Here is a 19,850-nt window from a genome sequence, read left to right as displayed (position 1 = left end):
ATACTCGTGCCGTTCTTTTGTTTTTGTGCTGTACAATTTCTTATTAGAGTAAAACCTGGTTCTGATAAATCCTTAGATTTATACAGTTTTTGTGCTGTACAATTTCTTATTAGAGTAAAACTAGAAAAGCTATTCCTTTAGGAATAGCTAAGTTTTTGTGCTGTACAATTTCTTATTAGAGTAAAACATTTTTACAAATTAAAGTACTTTGCTAACAGTTTTTGTGCTGTACAATTTCTTATTAGAGTAAAACCGCAGTCTTCAACTTGCTTTTTGTCTTTTGTTTTTGTGTTGTACAATTTCTTATTAGAGTAAAACTTGTACTAATGCGTATATCTGAAGGAGAAGGTTTTTGTGCTGTACAATTTCTTATTAGAGTAAAACCAAATACCCAAACAAATTAAAAATGGAGCTGTTTTTGTGCTGTACAATTTCTTATTAGAGTAAAACATATTAACTTTACTGTAATTTGTAAAAGTAGTTTTTGTGCTGTACAATTTCTTATTAGAGTAAAACTAATAAATCTATTTGGTTTAGGTCTCAAATGTTTTTGTGCTGTACAATTTCTTATTAGAGTAAAACCGTGCGTATAATCAATATCATTAATTTTTGGTTTTTGTGCTGTACAATTTCTTATTAGAGTAAAACCTAATTGGTGTTTTTTTTAAGTATTCGGTTGTTTTTGTGCTGTACAATTTCTTATTAGAGTAAAACCTTTATGAAATTTTGCCCGAAGAATTCAAAGTTTTTGTGCTGTACAATTTCTTATTAGAGTAAAACGTTTTCTGATTTTCAAATTAAAAGAGAGTTGTTTTTGTGCTGTACAATTTCTTATTAGAGTAAAACAAAATCAATTTTTGATAAATTTTTAGAACACGTTTTTGTGCTGTACAATTTCTTATTAGAGTAAAACAAAATATTTGATTTTAAATACGCTTACATCGTTTTTGTGCTGTACAATTTCTTATTAGAGTAAAACTAAAGCTAATTACATAAGAAACTATCCCTAGTTTTTGTGCTGTACAATTTCTTATTAGAGTAAAACAATTTTTAAAAGTCTCAGGGTCTTTGTAGTGTTTTTGTGCTGTACAATTTCTTATTAGAGTAAAACCAATAGAGCATTTTTTCAAGGTGTAATTAGGTTTTTGTGCTGTACAATTTCTTATTAGAGTAAAACTTGACTCAGGATGGGTCAATGCCTAGTTCCGTTTTTGTGCTGTACAATTTCTTATTAGAGTAAAACATTATAAAGAGAAATTGCCCGAAGTAAACTAGGACAAAGAAAATTAACAGTTTAATATTATTATAACATCATAGTATATTGTTGCGGGGTTTTTCAATTTAAAATTGATTGAATTCTATAGTTGTTGTATCAAAATATATAATCTGCAATTATTTTTTTCAGATCTTCTAAAGTTATTTTACTGTAGTTTAACTCGTTTAAGCATTCACTTTTTATAATTGAAAATCAATATTCAACCTCCCTATTATCTAATGAATTTCCTATACGAGACAACGAAACAGTTCCTCCCATTTTATTTATTTTGTCAATATAGACTTTTGAAGTGTATTGGAATCCATGGTCCGAATGAATAACAAAATCTTTATCTATAGACCTAAATGTCTTTATATTATCCATAACTAAATTAAGATCATTGCTTACAGATAGTTTAAAATCTCTGATTTTTTTAGTTTTATGCTCAATTATTACAGACAAAAACACATGGTTTTCCTTAACATCTCTGGGAGCTTTTATATATGTAACATCAGTAGCAAAAATATTCCTATTTAATTTATCATTGTAGTCGCGTTTAACAATATCCGGCATTGCGAATTTAGTGTTCTTAATTTCGCTCTTTCTTCTTTTTTTCCTAATTTTGCATACTAAATTAAATCTTTTTAAATGTCTTCCAAGACTTCGAGGGTGAATGTTAATATTATATTTCATAGAAATATAAGCACTCAACCTTAGGCGACCATATCTACCTTTGTTATCAAGAAAGGATTTTTTAATTATTGCGTCATTTTTGTGTTCCTTTACTTTTATAACTCTAGTTTTAGATTTTGCCACTGCTTGTCTGCACACATTAAAAATTTTTGCAGATTTGCTATAGGGAATATTTAGTGTTTTGGCTTCACTAAGTTTTCCTGATTTTAATTTATCCTTATTGGTTTGGTAATATCTCTTAGCTATTTCTATTAATTCTTCTTTTGTAAATTCGTTTCAATCGGGTTCAATTTGTTTTTTAGGTTTGACATACCCTGGCTTTCTTCTCGCACCCTTTTTATCTAATAATTGATCTTGCATACCATTATTATAATACCTAATAATTTTTTTGATTCTTCGAACTAGTTGACTTCTGGTTGTAAAATTTGTATCTGGCGAAATATCATTTATATAATTTATTGTTTTTTTTAATCCAAATTCATTGTAAATTTTATAAATCATATCAAACTCATCTTTTTTAAAGTGTCTTGACATTAGTATTCTCCTTTTTTATTGCATTTGAAAATTTAAAAAAACTAACACTTTTGGTGTTAGCTTTCTCCTTAAATTCGGACAAAAAACCAACACCTTATAGAGTTAATTTTCTTTGTCCTAGTTTAAAGAACTAAGTTTTTGTGCTGTACAATTTCTTATTAGAGTAAAACTAGTATTGTTTAAAATACTTGTCGCCCCGTGTTTTTGTGCTGTACAATTTCTTATTAGAGTAAAACCCACTACTTCCGGTTTGCCCCCTTTCACCTGTTTTTGTGCTGTACAATTTCTTATTAGAGTAAAACCAAAAAATGACCGAGATAGCCCAGAGAGGTGTTTTTGTGCTGTACAATTTCTTATTAGAGTAAAACTAATGCTCGATTAACCATCAAGCATCTCTGGTTTTTGTGCTGTACAATTTCTTATTAGAGTAAAACTTTTGACGAATTTGTGCCTTTTACTGAGACGTTTTTGTGCTGTACAATTTCTTATTAGAGTAAAACAATTTGCGGTAATTGAAAACTTATCATTTGGTTTTTGTGCTGTACAATTTCTTATTAGAGTAAAACAAATTTTTAAAAGTATCAAGCTCTTTATAATGTTTTTGTGCTGTACAATTTCTTATTAGAGTAAAACTGATTTTGACCATGACTTTGACATAACAGTGTTTTTGTGCTGTACAATTTCTTATTAGAGTAAAACTTGACCTACAAATTGAGTTTTTTAAAGCATGTTTTTGTGCTGTACAATTTCTTATTAGAGTAAAACTCTAAAATTTGAGGAGCGGTATGCTGGTCTGTTTTTGTGCTGTACAATTTCTTATTAGAGTAAAACTAAAAAATCCATATCACTAAACTCTACATAGTTTTTGTGCTGTACAATTTCTTATTAGAGTAAAACTCTAACTTTTGACCATGTTTATTTATGTTAGTTTTTGTGCTGTACAATTTCTTATTAGAGTAAAACAAAAAAGTTATTAACAAAATTTGAATGCGTGTTTTTGTGCTGTACAATTTCTTATTAGAGTAAAACTCAGAATATTTTGGAAGAACAAAAAGCAAAGTTTTTGTGCTGTACAATTTCTTATTAGAGTAAAACAAAACTATGATGTAGCTTCAAATTGACTACGTTTTTGTGCTGCACAATTTCTTATTAGAGTAAAACAAGTCAGTAATTTTTTTATTTTCTGTTTCCGTTTTTGTGCTGTACAATTTCTTATTAGAGTAAAACTGAGCTTATTGATAAATTACTTAAAAACAAAGTTTTTGTGCTGTACAATTTCTTATTAGAGTAAAACTAAATTTAGCAAATATATGGAATTTGAAATGTTTTTGTGCTGCACAATTTCTTATTAGAGCAAAACTAAGCTTGGTAAAAGTCAATTTGATATTAAGTTTTTGTGCTGTACAATTTCTTATTAGAGTAAAAAACACTCAAAAATTGTAGTTTTAGTACAATTCTTGAGTGTTTTTTACTTATTAATGAATTTTAAATTTTAGGGTATAAAGTACTAGTTATTAGTCAACTTTTTTGTTTCTATTAAGAAAATATTCTTCCAATTTTCTTTGCTCATTAGATTCATATTCGGTTCCTAGTTCATCAAGGCTAACAAATTGAAAATAATTAAGAAAAGGATTAGTACGTCCACTATATTCTAATCCCTTCAATTCAAATGATTTTACTGTGAATTTAGTGTCTTCATCTTTTTTCTTAGATATACCGGAAATATAAAAATAATGATCGCCATCTGCCCTTATAGGGATTGATTCTGTGATTCTTTTTCCTTTCTCGACTTTAGAAACAAGGCGAATTTTTTTATCAACTTTTAATTTTACAATCGCAGATATTTTAATTGCAATTATTGGTTTGGAATGATGCTCAATACCCAAATTGTCCTTGTATTTTTTTAGATTTTCTTGATCATAATTTGATTCATCTAATGAATAAAAATTACGATCAAGTTTGGAACCAAATTTTTTAAGCAAAAAATTTACAGGTATAGAACTAAGTTGCCCTTCTTTATTTTCATAAACAAGTGCAAAAAGTTGTTTCTTACCAGTTTGGAACGATTTTTCACCTTGTTTTTTGTTAACGAAGACAAAATCTTTATTAACATTTTTTTCTGTTACAACTCTTAAATCTTTAAAAAGTGTTTTTTTATTAGTGACAGGATCAAAATAAATTAATTTATTTGCCCCTTTTGCATTTTCTTTTTCTTCTTCATCAATATATTTTTCGCTAACTAATCAGTCCATATATGCATGAAAAGGATTTTGATTTTTATTTTCATTAAATTCAGGTCTGTTAAAAATTGTTCTTAATTTTTCAAATTCAGATTTATGGCTTTGATACATCAATACAAGATATTTGCCACTATTAGGATTAGGATCGGCAAAATAGTCTTGCAAATTATCTAGACTTTTTGGATTAACTAAGTTGATTTTTTCAACTTTGTCGTAGGTACCATCATCATTTTGTCTAAGACCATATAAAGTGTCGTCAAACAAAGGCGAGTTTGTAGAATTTGTCATTTTTCTTGAAAATTTGATCTCAACATTACCTTGGGCGTTTTCAATTTTTTCTTTTACTAAACCAGAAATATTTTCAACTAATTCAAACTTTTTACTATCATAATCTGAATACTTTAAAATTTCGCCTGTTTGCTTATCTATTATTGTGCCATCTTCGATTTGTTCATATTTTGACTGGCGTAAACCTTCTTGTATTGTCAATGAGGATAAAGCGTGTCGATTTTTATTTGCCATTATCCCGATAATTGCAGCATCGATTGCATGATGGCTATTATCTGCACGATCCTTATTGTTTGGAAGAATTTTTTCACGAATAAAAGCTGTATGATGCCCGTTTAATGTAAATATTTTTGTTGCTTGCTCATAAGAAAAATTCGGGTTATCTTTGAAATGTTCTTTTACAATTTCGAGAAATAATTTTGTTGAATATCTTGTGTCATTCAATTGTCTTGATAAAAATTCTTCTTTTTGATGAGGATCAATTCCTTCTTGATAAAGAAGTTTTAATTTTTTAAGCATTGCTTTTTTATCTAAACCGAAAATTTTTCTTGAATCATCTTTTGGTGCAAGTTTAGGATTAAATAATTCATTTATTTTTTTGACATATCTTTTATAATCATCAGCGCCTTTTGATCTCATATAAGCAGCTGCGCAAAGATTTGATTTTTTTGAATTCTCGGATTGCGTTGTTAAAAGAAGATTTGATAAAGAATTATCAGGCAAATAAGCTTTAGGAATAATGTGTTCAAAATGATATTTGGAACTATTATTTATTAAATCAGCAATATCAATTTTTTTGAGTGTATATAAATCAACCCCGTCTTGTTGACAATAAAGTTTTAATTTTTTTAATAACGGTGCAGGCTTATCGTCTAAATCTTCTCTTGAAATTTTTAATAATTCAAGATTGTATTTTTTGTTCATGACTTCATAAATTTCATCAAGACCGCTCTTTACTGTCTTATTTGCTTGTTTCTTTTTTGCTTTTTCATCATTTTTTTCACGAGGAATTTCGATAAAAATTCCCGAAATTTCGTGATCTTTAGAATATTTCTTAATAATTTTATTTAGAACTGCTATTGCTTGTTCGAAAGTTTGTTTAACAGAAGGGGGCAAAATTTCGTCTTTAAAAATAAAAGGATTTAAGTATTTTGTTAACGGTTTTGCCTTTGCGTTTTGTTTAATAATATCATTAATCTCTTTATCATTATATTGTAAATATTCAGAATTCTCTTGTGTTATTAGCATTTTTTTAACAAATAATCTTGTTGCTTTTGCTGAATAACTTCCTGTTTTTTTGAAGGTTAGGTCTTTATTATTTAACAAATTATTAATAAATTCGTCTTTTTTATTAATAATTCCAAAGTAATCTAAAACATTTATTTTATCTGAAACTTTTGTTTTATCGAGTTCCTCGATAAATCTATCTTTTTTTTCTTTGTATTTTTCTAAAACAGAACAAATTGAATCAAGTGCTTCAAGGTGTTCGGGGTGATCTACAAAATTTTCAACTTTAAAATACTTATATTTTTCTGAATGATTAGTTATTTCTTTTATTAAAATATTTGTATTTTTTGTTTTATCCTTTAACTTCTTCTTAATGTCATCCTTTTTTTTAAGAATTTCCATTCCTTTGAAATAATCTTCATCTATTTCAAGATCTTTCTTTATGATTTTTTCAATCTTACTGTCAGTAATATTTTTGTATTCACCAGAAAGCAATCCATTAATTAACTTATCTCTATCTTCTTTTTTAAGTCTTCATTCGGGATCAAAATCCGATCTTAAATTACTTAATTCATTCAAAAGGTTGAAAAATTCATAAGAAACAAAATTAAGCGAGGCTCTTAATTCGTTTGGGAAAATGCTACATTTTCCAATTGTTTTATCCCAAATATTATCATATTGTTGGACAATTTTATTTTGTTCTTTGTCAAATTTTCAAATTCCATATTCACTTGCACTGTGTAAAGATCCAGGACCTTTTGCAAAATCTCTAATATAATTAAAAAGCCTTAAAAAACTTTTTTGAAATTCTTCATCAATATTTTGCACTTCAAAAAGTTTTTTGATTTCAACCGTTCATTGCTGATTTGAGAAGTTATACTTGCTTGATTTAAAGAAATTATTTTTTTTGAAAAACTCGCTTAACACCTCGGTAGGGAATTTATCACCATTATAATATTTAAGTTTTTCACGGTTATCATCAAGTTCGTAAAAATAACCTCTGTTTTCAAGGTAGTCATGCAAAATTCATGCAAAGTCTTTTGGATCTATTTTTTCATTAAGCGCTTTGATTTTTAGATCTAAAATATTACTATTTCGACTAGAGCTTTTTAGAAAAGAGTTTTTAATTTCGTCAATATTTTTAAAATCAAATATATTTTTTGATCTTAAAATTAGTTTTAGTAATTTTTCACTTTTATATTGTCTACGGCGAATGGTTCTTCTAGCAGTTCTAAAAGATCTTCGGTCGGCTGCACCTTTTTCTCTTTCCTTGAAAATCCGAGAACCTCAGTTCAAAATTTCATTTGTTTCAGAATTAATGATTGCTCAACCAACTGATGCTATTCCTAAATCAAACCCAATAGCAATACTTTTCTTTTGATTCATAGATGATCCTTTAAACAATGATTTTTTACGTTTGTAAGATTATTAATTAATTTGCAATATTTATATAAATTTTACCAATTATAAAAATAAATATTAAATAAATTATACCATAAAAAGCAAAAATCCATATTAGTTTTGGTTTGAAATACATTATTAAAATAACGTAAAAAAATGCAAATAAGTAGAAAAATTTTTTGTAGTTTTAGTTTTTTTGCAATAAAATATTAGTATAATGCCCGTTCACAAGTTTTATCGGGCTCCTTTATGGACTTGACTCGAAACAAAAATCAAAAGACCACCAAGGCCCGCGCGCCGAAAAATTGAATACAAATTTAATCCAAAAATTATTTGAGTATTTAAAAAATGAAAATACAAATTAGATAAATTAATGAAATAGGAGTAAAAAAATGGATATAGTTCAACTTGAAATCCAAAATTTATCAACAAAAGATAAAAAAGAATTAATTGAAGATATAAATGGATTTGGGCCTAAAAAAATTGATCTAAATAATTTAGATAAATGGTTAGAGTCTTATTTTTGAGATTTTCCTGACGAGTTTATTGCTTTTCAAAAAGGTTATAAATATTCCCTTTACAACCAAACTATCCAAGGAAATGATTTTAAAGATTTGGACTATGAAGATGTTATAGAGAGTTTAACACAAGATCAAAAAGATGAAATAATATGGGATATTTGTTTACTGGCCAAATATTTAAAAGATGAAAATGGTAATGATTATGCTGATGAGCCTTATATTCGAGAACTCACAGACGAAGATTGAGAAGATCTCAAAAAATTTGATAAAAAATTTTGAGAACAATATAAAAATAATAAATATATTTTAGTTATGACTAAGGGTAAAGATCAAGGCGATATCGAACTTTTTACAGATGATGACCAACTTATTTTTTTTGCTTTAAATGAGCCAGAGCTTGCGACTGTACTTCTTAAGCGACATCGAAAAGCTCTTGACCCTCATTACAAAGTCAATAGATGAATTGAACAAAAATATGAGCTTAAATTAGCACAAAAAGACAATTCAAAGCAAAGCAAGAAATTTAAAGCACCAAAAAAGAAAATGTAATTAAAGCCAATAAACTAGCAATAGATAAGTTCTTGTGCTGTACAATTTCTTAATAGAGTAAAGCCTAATCACAAATTTTAATAATTTTGACTATATTGATTTAATAGATTTAATAGTAAATTATTTAGAAAATTAAAAATTTAATTTGAATTCAAAAACTCTTTTATTTGACTTGAAGGGACAAAAAACGAAATACCTTGAACCGGTTTTTCATTTATAAGGCGAAAAGTCATTATCCCAATTACTTTGTTTTTAGTATTTAAAACTGGGCCACCACTATTTCCTGGCTCAATTGCGATACTAGTTCGAACAAAATTTTGATTTGCTAATTTATTAGTTCCTGAAACTATTCCTTTGTTGATTGTCAAGCCAAGATTATGTGGATTTCCGATTGTAAAAATTTCATCGCCATAGTTAAAATCTTCTTCTATTTCAAGGTTTTTAACTTTTGTGTTTAGTTCCAAACTTAATATATCATAGTTTGGTGAAATTTTTATAATTTTAGTTTTTTTATAGTCTTTTTCATTTGCAAACCGATAAAAAATATCAATTTCATCACTATTTTCAAGAATGTGTTTATTAGTGATAATTTTATTATCTATAACAAAACCGGTCGCAAAAGAAATTTCGTCGTTTTTTTGAAGTTTAATTTCAACAATTGACTTTAAAAGGGCTTCATGGTTAATTTTTGGATTCAGTTTTACTCAATTATTTGTTACCAAAGCAACGTTTGCTAACAAAATTCCAAGATTTAGAGCCAAAAATAAACCAATAAACCCGTATTTTTTAGTGAATTTTTTCATTTTATCTAAAAGTGTCTTATTCTTAAGCGTTTGTAATTATACCTTAATTTTTTCTCAGACCAAGCATTTTTTTTTTTTTTTTTACAAAAGGTTAATTTCAAAACTATAAAAATTAGGATTTTAGCGGCAAAAACCGCGGATTTTACAGGTATTTTTGCGTATCTATATTCACTAAAAAGTAATTTTTCCCGAGTTTCCCAGTTTTAAGGCAAAAATTCAGTTTTTAGTGAATGCAAATATGAAAAAATACCCGTAAATCGGTGCTTTTTGAATGTAAAACCTTAATTTTTATTACTATCATTTACTAGCATTTTAAATAATTTTATGGTATAATTATAAATTATGAAAAAATAAAAATTAACTAAGTTGGTTTAGTAACGATGTTGTAAAAATTAAGACAAAGGGTTGAATTTAACAATTTAGATCAGCAAATAACATTCAAAAATCGAAATGGTGTTCCTAGTGACCCGAATATTTGAAATAGATATGATTTTTACTTTGATATCTTAATAAATCACTAATAAAATTGTAACTAACTTTTACCAAAAAACTTAAAAAAGTCCCTAAAATCGGATACTTTTTTAAAATTACCTTATCAAACTGGGAAACTCGGGAGGTATTTTTGCGTATCTATATTCACTAAAAAGTAATTTTTGCATCAAACCGGGAAACTCGGGACTAAAGAATAATTTTTAATCTAAAAGCACAAAAAAACCTATGAATTCATAGGCTTTTTTTAGATTTTGGTCTTTAATTTAATAACTAAACTAGTTCAATAATTGCCATTTTTGAATTATCACCATTTCGGCTTGGAATTTTAACTATTCGAGTATAGCCCCCTTGTCTTTCTTGATAGCGAGGTGCTATTTTGGTAAACAAATAAGGCATAACTTTCATTCCGTCTTTGGTTTTTTGGTTATATAAATAACTAAGAACTTGACGGCGTGCTGCTAGATCATTTTTTTTGGCTTTAGTTATTAGTTTTTCAACAACAGAACGAAGACGTTTTGCACGCGCAAGAGTTGTTTTTAGATGACCATGTAAAATTAAAGAAGTTGCAAGTGAGCGGAAAACTTGGCGATCTCAGGCAGCATCACGGGAATAAATTTGGTGCGGATTAGCCATAATTAGTTTTCTCCTTTTTGTTCGTTTTTATATATTTCAAGTTTTTCAATTATTTCCTGAACTGATTTACGGCCAAGATTTTTAATATTTTCAAAGTCATCTTGTGTTAGATTTTCAATGTCAGAAATTTTATAATAATGTGCACGTCTAAGTGCATTTATTGAGCGCACGGAAAGGTCCAAAGACTCAATTGCATCCGAAAAGCGGCGGGCTGGTTCTTCTTTGACGGTCAAGGGTTCAAAAAATTCTTCTGAGAATTTGTTAATGTTTTCAACATTTGCTAGAATATTAAGGTGTGCTAGCAAGATTTTTGAACCCTCAGAGACAGCATCTTTAGCTTTGATGGAGCCGTCAGTTTTAATTGAAAAACTTAGTTTTTCTTCAACAATCGGGCTGGCTGAGTTGATTTCAACAGATTGATAATTAGCACTTAAAACCGGTGAAAAATCACTATCAACAGCCAAAACTGTACCATCAAGGTTGGATTCAAGACTTAGTAAAACTTCGTTTACGAATTTTTTGTTAGTCTCAAAATCGCTAAAACCTTTACCTGATGTTATAAAAAGTTCAAATTTAAGTGAATTAACCCGGGAGACATCAGCAATATATAAATCAGGATTGACAATTTTTAGTCCACTGTCAGAAACAATGTCCCGAGCATAAATTTGTCCGGCTTTTTGACCATTAAAACTTGCCCGGTGAATTTGATTTTGACTAAAAAGAGCAGGATCATAGAAAAAACGGACTCTTTTTAGGTTGTTTAGAATTGTAACAACATCTTCAATTACATCATCAAGAATACTAAATTCATGAGTTACGCCGGCAATTTTTACCCCAAAAACAGCACAAGAAGTAATGGAAGAGAGAACTACACGACGAAGGGCATTTCCAATTGTATTTCCAAGTCCGCGCTCGAGCGGTTTTAGTTCAAAACTTGTTTCAAATTCACTAATTTGGTCAGTTAAGTTTTCAGAATAGTAAACATTTGCATGTTTTTTCATAAAATCCTACCTTTTTTCCTGACGTTTAAATCATTTACGCGGTGGTCGAGTTCCGTTGTGCGGAATAGGGGTAACGTCTTGGGTAAGTAAAATATTAATTCCTGAAGTGATAATTTGCTTACGAGCAGCTTCTTTTCCTTGCCCGGTTCCTTTAAGGTGAACAACAACTTCGCGCATTCCGTGTTCACGGGCTTTTTGGGCAGCAGCAGCTGTTGCTAAGGTTGCAGCATATGCAGTTTTTTTCTTTGTTCCTTTAAAGCCAATTGATCCTGAACTAGCTCAAGAAATTACATTTCCTTGTTTGTCAGTAAAAGAAATTATCGTGTTTTGGTGTGAAGAGTGAATGTGGGCAATTCCGGCTGTTACATTTTTTGGACGGATTTTTTTAACTTTACGTGTATTAGTTGCCATGATTAACTATTTTTTACCTTTGTCTTTTTTTGCCATAATTGCTTTTCTTGGGCCTTTTCGAGTACGTGCGTTTTTCTGAGTTACTTGACCACGAACTGGAAGACCTTTACGATGACGGATTCCACGATAACATTTAATTTCAATTAGTCTTTTAATATTTGACTGAACTTCACGGTGCAGGTCACCTTCGGTTTTATAAGTTTTTGCAATATCACGAATGATTTGCAAAACATCTTCCTGAATTTCTTTAACTTTTGTATCTTGGGTTAAAACAGGATATTTTTTCCCAAATTTTTCTTGCTGAATTGCAGCAGTTTTGTCAATTATTTCTGCAGCAAGCGATTTTCCAATTCCATAAATACTTGTAAGAGCAATTACAATTCTTTTATGATTGGGGATTTCAACATTAAGAATACGTGCCATATTTTAAACTTATTTAAATAAATATATTTTCCTTTTTATAAAATTTTATTTTTCACCTTTAAAAATTTAGAGGTGAAAAATACTAACAAAATAGAACAAAAATCAAAAACTACCCTTGTCTTTGTTTGTGTTTTTTTAAAACACAAATTACACGGTTCACCGAACGACGCTTAATTATTTTGCAATCTTTGCAAATTTTTTTAATACTTGCTCGAACTTTCATTTTTTTCCTTTAAATTAGGTAATAATTTCAAAAAAAATTATTTAAAGCGGTAAACAATTCTTCCTTTTGAAAGATCATAAGGTGACATTTCAACCTTAACGCTGTCGCCTAAAATAATTTTAATATGGTGAAGTTTCATTTTCCCAGCAATATGACAGTTTAATTTTACCCCGTTTTCAAGAGTTACTTCATATTCTTGAGAGTTAAAAACGTGTGATATTTTACCTTGAAATAATAATTTTTGTTCTTTTGAAGAATTTTGCATCTATTTTTGATCCATTTCTGTTAGTATTATTCCCTTCCCGTCTTGAATTAAAATCATTTGTTCATAATGGGAAGTTTTTTTACCATCATTTGACTGTACCGATCATCCGTCTTTTAAAATTTTTATTCGCGGAGAACTCTGGACGATCATTGGCTCAATACAAATTACCATATTATTTTGTATTTTTTTTCCTCTGCCCGGAACGCCAAAATTGAAAATATTAGGATTTTCGTGCAATTTTTTGCCAATACCATGCCCACAAAATTCAACAGGGGTAAAAAATCCGTAAGATCTTATTACTTGACTGATAGCAAAACCAATGTCCCCTGTTGTTGCTCCTGGCTTGATTGCCTCAAATCCGGCAAAAAAAGCTTCTTCAGCACATTTTATTAGTTTTTCATTTTCAGCATTTGGGCCAAGTGATTTACTAAAAGCACTATCGGCAAAAAAACCATTATAAGATAGTCCTAAATCAACGGAAACCAAATCACCTTCTTGAAGAATGTAGTCATTTGGAATACCATGAATGAGGATTTCATTAACACTTATACAAATAGTTGCCGGAAAACCATGATAATTTAAAAATGCTGGTTTGGCGCCTCTAGCAATAATCTCATCAAAAGCGATGGCATCAATTTCTTTTAAAGAGATTCCTGGTCTTACAAAGTCATAAATTTTTTTCTTGACTTCTGCCAGGAGTTTACCGGCTATTTTTAGTTGCTCAATTTCAAATTCTGTTTTAATTAGAGACATTTTTCAATTTCACTAACAATTTCATCTAAGCTTCGCTCAACATTTAAGTAATAAATTTTACCATGTTTTTCATAAAAATCAACAATTGGGCTTACAGATTCATTAAATTTTTCAATTCGAAGCTTAACAATTTCAGGACGATCATCTGGCCGGGTAAATAAAGGCTCACCATCAATGTCGCATGTATTTTCTACTTTTGGTTTTGCCAGTAGTAAATTATATGATTTTTGACATTTACTGCAAAACAAACGTTGAGAAAGACGGCTAACTATTGTCTCTGGCTCAATTTGGAGGTAAAAAACTTTGTCAACATCAATTTTATTTTCGTTCATAAAATTGAGCTGATTTAATGTTCGCGGGTAGCCATCAAGAATATAACCAGTTTGCGGCGGGAGTTGACTGATAAAATTTGACAATAAATCATTAGTAATTTCATCAGGAACATATAGGCCATTTTTAACATAGTTTTGAATTTTCTCGGCAAAATCACGATCTTTTTCAATTTTTTCACGGAAAAGATTACCAGTAGAAATATGAACTAATTTAAACTTGTCAACTAGAATTTTTGAAATACTACCTTTTCCTGAACCAGGGGCGCCAATTAAAAGAATTTTTGAATTAGATAATGACATTGTTAAATTTTTAAGACCTTTTTTTAATTTTTTACCATAATAAATCACGACTTGACTTTGCAGAAGAAGAATCTTGTTTATATGTAAGATTTTTGCGGATTTTTTTTGTTTGTTTTAGTACTTTTTGCGCGCCATAACGTGCTTTAATTTGCGATATAGTCTCAAGAGCAGTTGTTCCTAAAATTATTATCGAAGTTCCTGAAAAAGTTATTGCCGAAGGTAGACCTAACATTATCGCAATTGGCTGAAAAATTCCAAGAAAAGTCAAATAAATAGCACTAAATACTGAAATTCGAAGAATAACACCAATTAAATAATCTTCAGTTTGCTCACCAGGACGAATACCAGGGATAAAAGTTGAATTTTTTGCAAAATCCTGGGAAATTTTATCAATCCGTGATTGCTGAAGCGACATAATAATGCTAAAAATAATATTACATACAATAAATATACTAAGACCAATTGGATGATGAATTTGCAAATTATTATCGATTCAATTACGGGCAGCTGAAGTGTTTCGGTCAAAAAATCCGGTCAAAAGTGAAGGGATTGAAACAACAATTAACGCAAAAATTACTGGCATAATTCCGGCTGGATTTAGTTTTAAAGGTAAAACCGATATTTCTTTAATGTTTTTGGACATTCCTGAACCAGTTTGTTGAATTGGGATTTTTCTCTCGGCCAAATAAACATAAACTGATATAAATAAAATAGCCAAAAATGCAACAATATAAAGGATAAAACTAAGAACTTGTGTTATTAATGAAGAAGGGGAAGAAAGATCGACTAAATACTCAAAAGCATGACGAAAACGTTGGGGAAGACCAACAATTATTCCCGAAAAAATTAATAACGAAGTCCCGTTTCCTACACCTTTATCGGTTATCTGTTCGGCTAAAAACAAGGAAAACAAAGAACCAGCGACTAAAATTAAGGGTAAAACAAATCAAACATATCCAGCGCTAGTAATCTCTAAACGAACAAAGCCAAAACTTTCATTAAGAATAACGGTGCGAATTAAAACAATCGCCTGAATAAGCGCAACAAGAAGAGTCAAAAATCTTGTAATTATATTGATTTTTCTTCTTCCGGCAGGACCAGACTGGGAAAGTCGATGAATTGGCGGGAAAATCTTTGTCTGAGCAATAAGCATGAACAAAGACGACGTAATAAAAGGGCTGATGCCTAAGGCAACAACTGAAAAATTAAGTAACCCGCCACCACCGACGGTATTAATGATACCTAAAAATGAGTTGGTATCAATTTGAAATTGCAGCAACCTGAGCCCAGGAATAGTAATTGTACCACAAACAATAAAAATTACTAATAAAAAAAATGTAAAAATTATTTTGCGGGCAAGAACTTTTTCTTTATAAACAAGTTGGATATAATTTTTGAGACTTATATATCCAGAATTTGTTTTCTCTCAAAGTTTAGCAAAAAGTTTGCTCACTAGTTTACCTCAGTTATTGAACCGCCGAGCTCTTCAATTTTAACTAATGCCGCTTCAGAATAAGCATTTGTTGTTACAAAAAGTTTTTTTGTTAACTCACCTTTTGCAAGTAATTTGGCTGGCAAATTACGTTTTTTAAGTACACCTTTAAGATAAAGTGACTCAAGACTAACTTTATCACCATCTTGATAACGGCTTTCAAGATCGGCTAGATTAAAGATTTCATATTTTTTTGAGTTAAAATTGCGGAAACCAATTTTTGGCACACGACGAAATCAAGGGTTTTGACCACCTTCAAAGCCAAGACGAACAGTTGAACGTTTTTTTTGTCCAGATTGACCTCTACCGGCTTGTTTACCTTTTCCAGCAGCATGCCCACGCCCTTTACGGTGTTTTTTTGTTCTTGCACCAGGGGTATAAGTTAAATTTTCAAGTCTTATTGCCATGTTTGTTCCTATTTTTTTAAGTTATATTATTATACTTTATTTTAAAACTTTTTTTCAAAAAAAATGAAAAAAAGTTTTAAGCAATTTTTAGTGCCTAAATTTTACCTTGCAGGCACTAAAAATTACAAGATTTTTTGCTATTTTTTTAATAAAGGGAAAAATTTATGAATTTGTAAAGCAAAAGTTATTTTTTTTGGGCTAAAACTTGTGAAGGATTAAGATCACGAAGTTCAGCTATTTGATTAATAGTTTTAAGTCCTAAAAGCGCTTTGAGAGTTGCGCGCACAACGTTAATTTTTGTTCTTGATCCGTAAGTTTTTGTATAAATATCGGTATATCCAGCAAGTTCAACAACAGCACGCACGGTATTTGAAGCAACAATTCCTTTTCCTCTTGGGGCTGGTTTGATGAGAATTTTTGAGGCTGAATATTTAGCATTTATCTCGTGAGGAACAGTTGATCTTCGGTAAATTGGCACAGTCACAAGACGGTTTTGGGCGTCTTTAACGGCTTTACGAATTGAGTCTTGCACTTCGTTAGCTTTTCCGTGTCCTAGTCCAACTTTTCCTTTTTTATTTCCAACAACGGCAAAGGCACTAAAAGAAAAACGGCGTCCACCTTTTACAACTTTAGTTACCCGGGCAACTGAAATTATTCTCTCTTCAAACTCAGGGCGAAAATTTTTTTCTTTTGGTTTTTGACGCTGAGCACGTGGACGTTGTTGACGGCTTGCTTCTTTTGGAGAGAGTTGTTTTTGATTTTGACTGTTTTGATTTGTTTTTTGCTGTACAGGTTTATTTTGAAGATTTGTATCCATTTTAGAATTTTACTCCTTGGGCTCTTAATGATTCGGCAAAAGCTTTAATGCGACCATGATATAAATAACCGCTTCGGTCAAAAACAAAAGGATTTTCTTCCAATTTAAGCTCTTTTAATTTAGCGTATAATTCAGGGGCTAAATTACTTGCAGCTTGGATATTTCCGCTGTATTTATCAGATTTATCAAGTGTTGAAACCGAAAGGATAACTTGATTTTTTCAAGGATCAAAAATATAAGCATAAAAATGACGTAAAGATTTATATACGCCAATCCGGTATTTTTTTTGCTCTTGGTGCGAAGGACTAAGTTTTTTCAAAATACGGACATGTTTTGCTTTTCGGTGAAAATTACGTGATTTTTGCATAATTATTTAGAAGCTTTTTTCCCTTCTTTGAGTTTAAGAATTTCGTTACTATAGGAAATTCCTTTGCCTGAATAAGGATTTGGCCGGCGAACTTGACGAATTTGGGCGCTAAATTGACCAACTTTTTGTTTGTCAATCCCTTTAATTACAATAGTTGTTGCATTTGGTACTAAAACATCAAGTTCGCCTGGAACTTTGAGTTCAACGGGATGAGAATAGCCAACTAAAAGTTCAATAACTTTTTCTTTTAGTGTTGCCTTATACCCAACCCCTTTAATTTTAAGTTCTTTTTGAAAACCTTTTGAGACACCAATTAGCATTCCACTAAGGTGAGAATTTGTTGTTCCATGAAGCTGTTTTACTTGTTTTTCTTCAGATTTTCTGATTGTCTTTAGTGTATTGTTTTCTTGAAGTATTGTAATTAAATCAGAAAATTGGCGCTCTAAAATACCAAGCGGACCTTGAATTTTAACATTTGAGCCATTAATTTCAACACTAACTTTTTCAGGAATAATTAAAACACGATTACCGACACGTGACATATTTTTTACCAAATGTAGGCGATAATTTCACCGCCGACATTTTCCTTTCTTGCTTGTGAATCAGTTAAGAGCCCTTTTGAAGTTGATAAAATTGCAATTCCGTAGCCAGATTGGACAAAAGGAATTTTTTGGGCAGGAGCATAAACGCGAAGCGAAGGTTTAGAAATTCTTTTGAGTCCAGAAATTGATGAGGTAGTTCCTTTGTATTTAAGCTCAACAGTTATTGTTTTTTTAAGCTCGCCTTCAATTTGGAAATCTTTGATATATCCAGCTTCTTTAATAATTTCTAACATTTTTGCTTTAATTTTTGAGTGCTGAAATGATACTTGTTTGTGTTTTCTGATTGTTGCATTCCGAATTCGGGTTAGCATATCAGCAATTGGATCTGTTATAAAAGCCATAATTTTACCAACTCGCTTTCTTAATTCCAGGAATTCGTCCTTGGTGAGCCAAAGTACGAAAACAAATACGGCAAATACGGAATTTTCTTAAAACTGAATGAGAACGGCCACACAACTGACAACGAGTATAGGCACGAACTTTGAATTTAGGAGCCCGATTTGCTTTGACTTTTCACGACATTTTTGCCATAGATTTATCCTTTAACCTAAAAAATTTTTAATTTTTTGCGAAAAAATTAACTTTTTTTCGCAAAAGGAAAGCCTAATAATTCAAGAAGTTTTAAGGCTTGCTCATTATTTTTTGCACTTGTTACTATTATTACATCAAGTCCGCGAATTTTTGTGATTTTATCAAAAGTTATCTCGGGAAAAACGATTGATTCTTTAAAACCAAGGGCAAAATTTCCTTTGCCATCAAAAGACTTAGGTGAAAGACCACGAAAATCACGAATACGAGGAATTGCAATATTGAGAACTTTTGAAAGAAAATTCCACATTTGTTCACGACGGAGAGTAACTTTTCCACCAACTGGCATTCCTTGACGAAGTTTTCAAGTTGCAAGTGATTTTTTTGCCACTGTTTTATACGGTTTTTGACCAGTAATGTTTGCTAGATCATCAAGAACAGCTTCAATTGCTTTTGCATTTGTTACTTGATTTCCGGCAGTCATATTAACGACAACTTTTACAATTTTGGGAACTTCAGAAGGAGATTTGAAATTAAAATGGTCTTTTAGTTGGCCAAAAACATTATCACGATAGTGCTCTTGAAGCTTTGTCATACTAAATAGCCTTTCCTGTTTTTTTTGCAATTCGGGTTTTTTTACCATTTTCGACTTTAAAACCAACACGAGTTGGAACAGCTGGCTTATCTTTTCCAGCTTTTTTGGCAACAAGTGCTAGTTTTGAAAGTAAAATTGGTGCCTCATAAGTGACAATTTCACCTTTTGTGTTTTGATTTGAAGGTTTACGGTGTTTTGTTTTAATGTTTACATCTTTAACAATTGCCGCGTTTTTGGCAGGAATTATTTCAAGGACAGATGAAACTTTACCTTTGTCATCGCCAGATAAAACTACAACTGAATCATTTTTACGAATTTTTTGCATTTTTTAGAGAACCTCCTGCGCCAGTGAAGCGATTTTTAGGTAACCTTTTTCACGGATTTCTCTGGCAATTGGCCCAAAAACACGTGTTCCTCTTGGGGTTCCATCCTCTTTGATAATTACAACTGCATTGTCATCAAATTTTATATGTGAACCATTTGGACGACGAAGACCGTATGTTGAACGGACAATTAGTGCTTTTACTACTTGTCCTTCTTTGAGCATTCCGTTAGGAATTGCTTTTTTAACAGAAACTACAACAATGTCGCCAATATTTGAAGTTTTTTTAACAGATCCACCTAAATTTCTGATTACACCAACAATTTTTGCGCCCGAATTGTCAGCAACATTTAAACGAGATTGTTCTTGAACCATT

General features: G+C 30.4%; 22 protein-coding genes and 2 CRISPR repeat arrays. Of the genes, 1 reads left to right on the top strand and 21 read right to left on the bottom strand.

Features of this window, described 5'->3' with window-relative positions; translation table 4 throughout:
• Window positions 1-19: 19 nt before the first annotated feature.
• Window positions 20-1,243: direct repeats of the CRISPR family, unit length 36 nt; unit sequence GTTTTTGTGCTGTACAATTTCTTATTAGAGTAAAAC.
• 60 nt (window positions 1,244-1,303) lie between these two features.
• Together R7X45_RS01730 and cas9 are read right to left on the bottom strand one after the other, a co-directional pair.
• Entirely contained in the window at window positions 1,304-2,482 is a 1,179-nt protein-coding gene (locus tag R7X45_RS01730; RefSeq protein ID WP_318055681.1) for an IS3 family transposase, read from the bottom strand.
• Between the two features lie 133 nt (window positions 2,483-2,615).
• Window positions 2,616-3,908: direct repeats of the CRISPR family, unit length 36 nt; unit sequence GTTTTTGTGCTGTACAATTTCTTATTAGAGTAAAAC.
• Window positions 3,909-3,996: 88 nt separating this feature from the next.
• The gene (gene cas9 / locus R7X45_RS01725) at window positions 3,997-7,623 is read right to left on the bottom strand and encodes a type II CRISPR RNA-guided endonuclease Cas9 (protein WP_318055680.1); all 3,627 of its coding nucleotides are present in this window, start codon (window positions 7,621-7,623) and stop codon (window positions 3,997-3,999) included.
• 407 nt (window positions 7,624-8,030) lie between these two features.
• Here cas9 and R7X45_RS01720 point away from each other — a divergent pair, with 407 nt between their 5' ends.
• Window positions 8,031-8,708 (top strand): hypothetical protein, encoded by a 678-nt coding sequence (locus R7X45_RS01720; RefSeq protein ID WP_318055679.1) that lies wholly within the window; start codon window positions 8,031-8,033, stop codon window positions 8,706-8,708.
• Between the two features lie 140 nt (window positions 8,709-8,848).
• On the opposite strand, the gene R7X45_RS01715 is transcribed toward R7X45_RS01720, so the two are convergent.
• The 19 genes from R7X45_RS01715 to rplN all read right to left on the bottom strand — a co-directional run bounded on the left by R7X45_RS01715 (window position 8,849) and on the right by rplN (window position 19,849).
• The gene (locus tag R7X45_RS01715; RefSeq protein ID WP_318055678.1) at window positions 8,849-9,511 is read right to left on the bottom strand and encodes a serine protease; all 663 of its coding nucleotides are present in this window, start codon (window positions 9,509-9,511) and stop codon (window positions 8,849-8,851) included.
• Window positions 9,512-10,273: 762 nt separating this feature from the next.
• On the bottom strand, window positions 10,274-10,636 hold the full coding sequence (rplQ, locus tag R7X45_RS01710; RefSeq protein WP_010321375.1) for a 50S ribosomal protein L17: 363 nt from the start codon (window positions 10,634-10,636) through the stop codon (window positions 10,274-10,276).
• Window positions 10,637-10,638: 2 nt separating this feature from the next.
• Window positions 10,639-11,637 carry a DNA-directed RNA polymerase subunit alpha gene (locus R7X45_RS01705; RefSeq protein WP_318055677.1) on the bottom strand — a complete coding sequence of 333 codons (999 nt, stop codon included), beginning with the start codon at window positions 11,635-11,637 and terminating at the stop codon, window positions 10,639-10,641.
• A 6-nt stretch (window positions 11,638-11,643) separates the two neighbouring features.
• On the bottom strand, window positions 11,644-12,048 hold the full coding sequence (gene rpsK / locus R7X45_RS01700; RefSeq protein ID WP_010321373.1) for a 30S ribosomal protein S11: 405 nt from the start codon (window positions 12,046-12,048) through the stop codon (window positions 11,644-11,646).
• A gap of 6 nt (window positions 12,049-12,054) precedes the next feature.
• Window positions 12,055-12,471: a 30S ribosomal protein S13 gene (gene rpsM, locus R7X45_RS01695; protein ID WP_010321372.1), complete on the bottom strand. Its 417-nt coding sequence runs from the start codon at window positions 12,469-12,471 to the stop codon at window positions 12,055-12,057.
• Window positions 12,472-12,580: 109 nt separating this feature from the next.
• A complete protein-coding gene (rpmJ, locus tag R7X45_RS01690; RefSeq protein ID WP_010321371.1) occupies window positions 12,581-12,694 on the bottom strand; it encodes a 50S ribosomal protein L36 in 114 nt (37 codons plus the stop codon).
• A gap of 37 nt (window positions 12,695-12,731) precedes the next feature.
• Window positions 12,732-12,959 carry a translation initiation factor IF-1 gene (gene infA / locus R7X45_RS01685; RefSeq protein WP_044285649.1) on the bottom strand — a complete coding sequence of 76 codons (228 nt, stop codon included), beginning with the start codon at window positions 12,957-12,959 and terminating at the stop codon, window positions 12,732-12,734.
• Window positions 12,960-13,712, bottom strand: a complete 753-nt coding sequence (map, locus tag R7X45_RS01680) for a type I methionyl aminopeptidase (protein ID WP_318055676.1) — start codon at window positions 13,710-13,712, stop codon at window positions 12,960-12,962.
• Window positions 13,703-14,344 carry a nucleoside monophosphate kinase gene (locus tag R7X45_RS01675; protein WP_318055675.1) on the bottom strand — a complete coding sequence of 214 codons (642 nt, stop codon included), beginning with the start codon at window positions 14,342-14,344 and terminating at the stop codon, window positions 13,703-13,705. Before R7X45_RS01675 ends, map begins: the two co-directional genes overlap by 10 nt.
• 31 nt (window positions 14,345-14,375) lie before the next feature.
• Window positions 14,376-15,797 (bottom strand): preprotein translocase subunit SecY, encoded by a 1,422-nt coding sequence (gene secY / locus R7X45_RS01670; protein WP_044284047.1) that lies wholly within the window; start codon window positions 15,795-15,797, stop codon window positions 14,376-14,378.
• Complete coding sequence (rplO, locus tag R7X45_RS01665; RefSeq protein WP_044285653.1) at window positions 15,797-16,243, bottom strand: 50S ribosomal protein L15; 447 nt, start codon at window positions 16,241-16,243, stop codon at window positions 15,797-15,799. Before rplO ends, secY begins: the two co-directional genes overlap by 1 nt.
• A gap of 184 nt (window positions 16,244-16,427) precedes the next feature.
• Entirely contained in the window at window positions 16,428-17,060 is a 633-nt protein-coding gene (rpsE, locus tag R7X45_RS01660; RefSeq protein WP_318046989.1) for a 30S ribosomal protein S5, read from the bottom strand.
• 1 nt (window position 17,061) lies between these two features.
• Window positions 17,062-17,427 carry a 50S ribosomal protein L18 gene (gene rplR, locus R7X45_RS01655; RefSeq protein WP_044284050.1) on the bottom strand — a complete coding sequence of 122 codons (366 nt, stop codon included), beginning with the start codon at window positions 17,425-17,427 and terminating at the stop codon, window positions 17,062-17,064.
• 2 nt (window positions 17,428-17,429) lie between these two features.
• Window positions 17,430-17,969 (bottom strand): 50S ribosomal protein L6, encoded by a 540-nt coding sequence (gene rplF / locus R7X45_RS01650; RefSeq protein WP_318055674.1) that lies wholly within the window; start codon window positions 17,967-17,969, stop codon window positions 17,430-17,432.
• Between the two features lie 5 nt (window positions 17,970-17,974).
• Entirely contained in the window at window positions 17,975-18,370 is a 396-nt protein-coding gene (gene rpsH, locus R7X45_RS01645; RefSeq protein WP_069098717.1) for a 30S ribosomal protein S8, read from the bottom strand.
• 4 nt (window positions 18,371-18,374) lie between these two features.
• Window positions 18,375-18,560, bottom strand: coding sequence for a type Z 30S ribosomal protein S14 (locus R7X45_RS01640; RefSeq protein WP_010321361.1), 186 nt, complete (start codon window positions 18,558-18,560; stop codon window positions 18,375-18,377).
• A 46-nt stretch (window positions 18,561-18,606) separates the two neighbouring features.
• Window positions 18,607-19,152 (bottom strand): 50S ribosomal protein L5, encoded by a 546-nt coding sequence (gene rplE, locus R7X45_RS01635; protein ID WP_010321360.1) that lies wholly within the window; start codon window positions 19,150-19,152, stop codon window positions 18,607-18,609.
• A 1-nt stretch (window position 19,153) separates the two neighbouring features.
• Window positions 19,154-19,477, bottom strand: a complete 324-nt coding sequence (gene rplX, locus R7X45_RS01630; protein WP_044284054.1) for a 50S ribosomal protein L24 — start codon at window positions 19,475-19,477, stop codon at window positions 19,154-19,156.
• A 3-nt stretch (window positions 19,478-19,480) separates the two neighbouring features.
• Entirely contained in the window at window positions 19,481-19,849 is a 369-nt protein-coding gene (gene rplN, locus R7X45_RS01625) for a 50S ribosomal protein L14 (protein WP_010321358.1), read from the bottom strand.
• Window position 19,850 lies beyond the last annotated feature (1 nt).

Source organism: Mesomycoplasma ovipneumoniae, assembly GCF_033343935.1.
Lineage (GTDB): Bacteria > Bacillota_I > Bacilli_A > Mycoplasmatales > Metamycoplasmataceae > Mesomycoplasma > Mesomycoplasma ovipneumoniae_G.
Note: the sequence above shows the minus strand (reverse complement) of the source record. Positions and strands in the feature narration are given on the sequence as shown.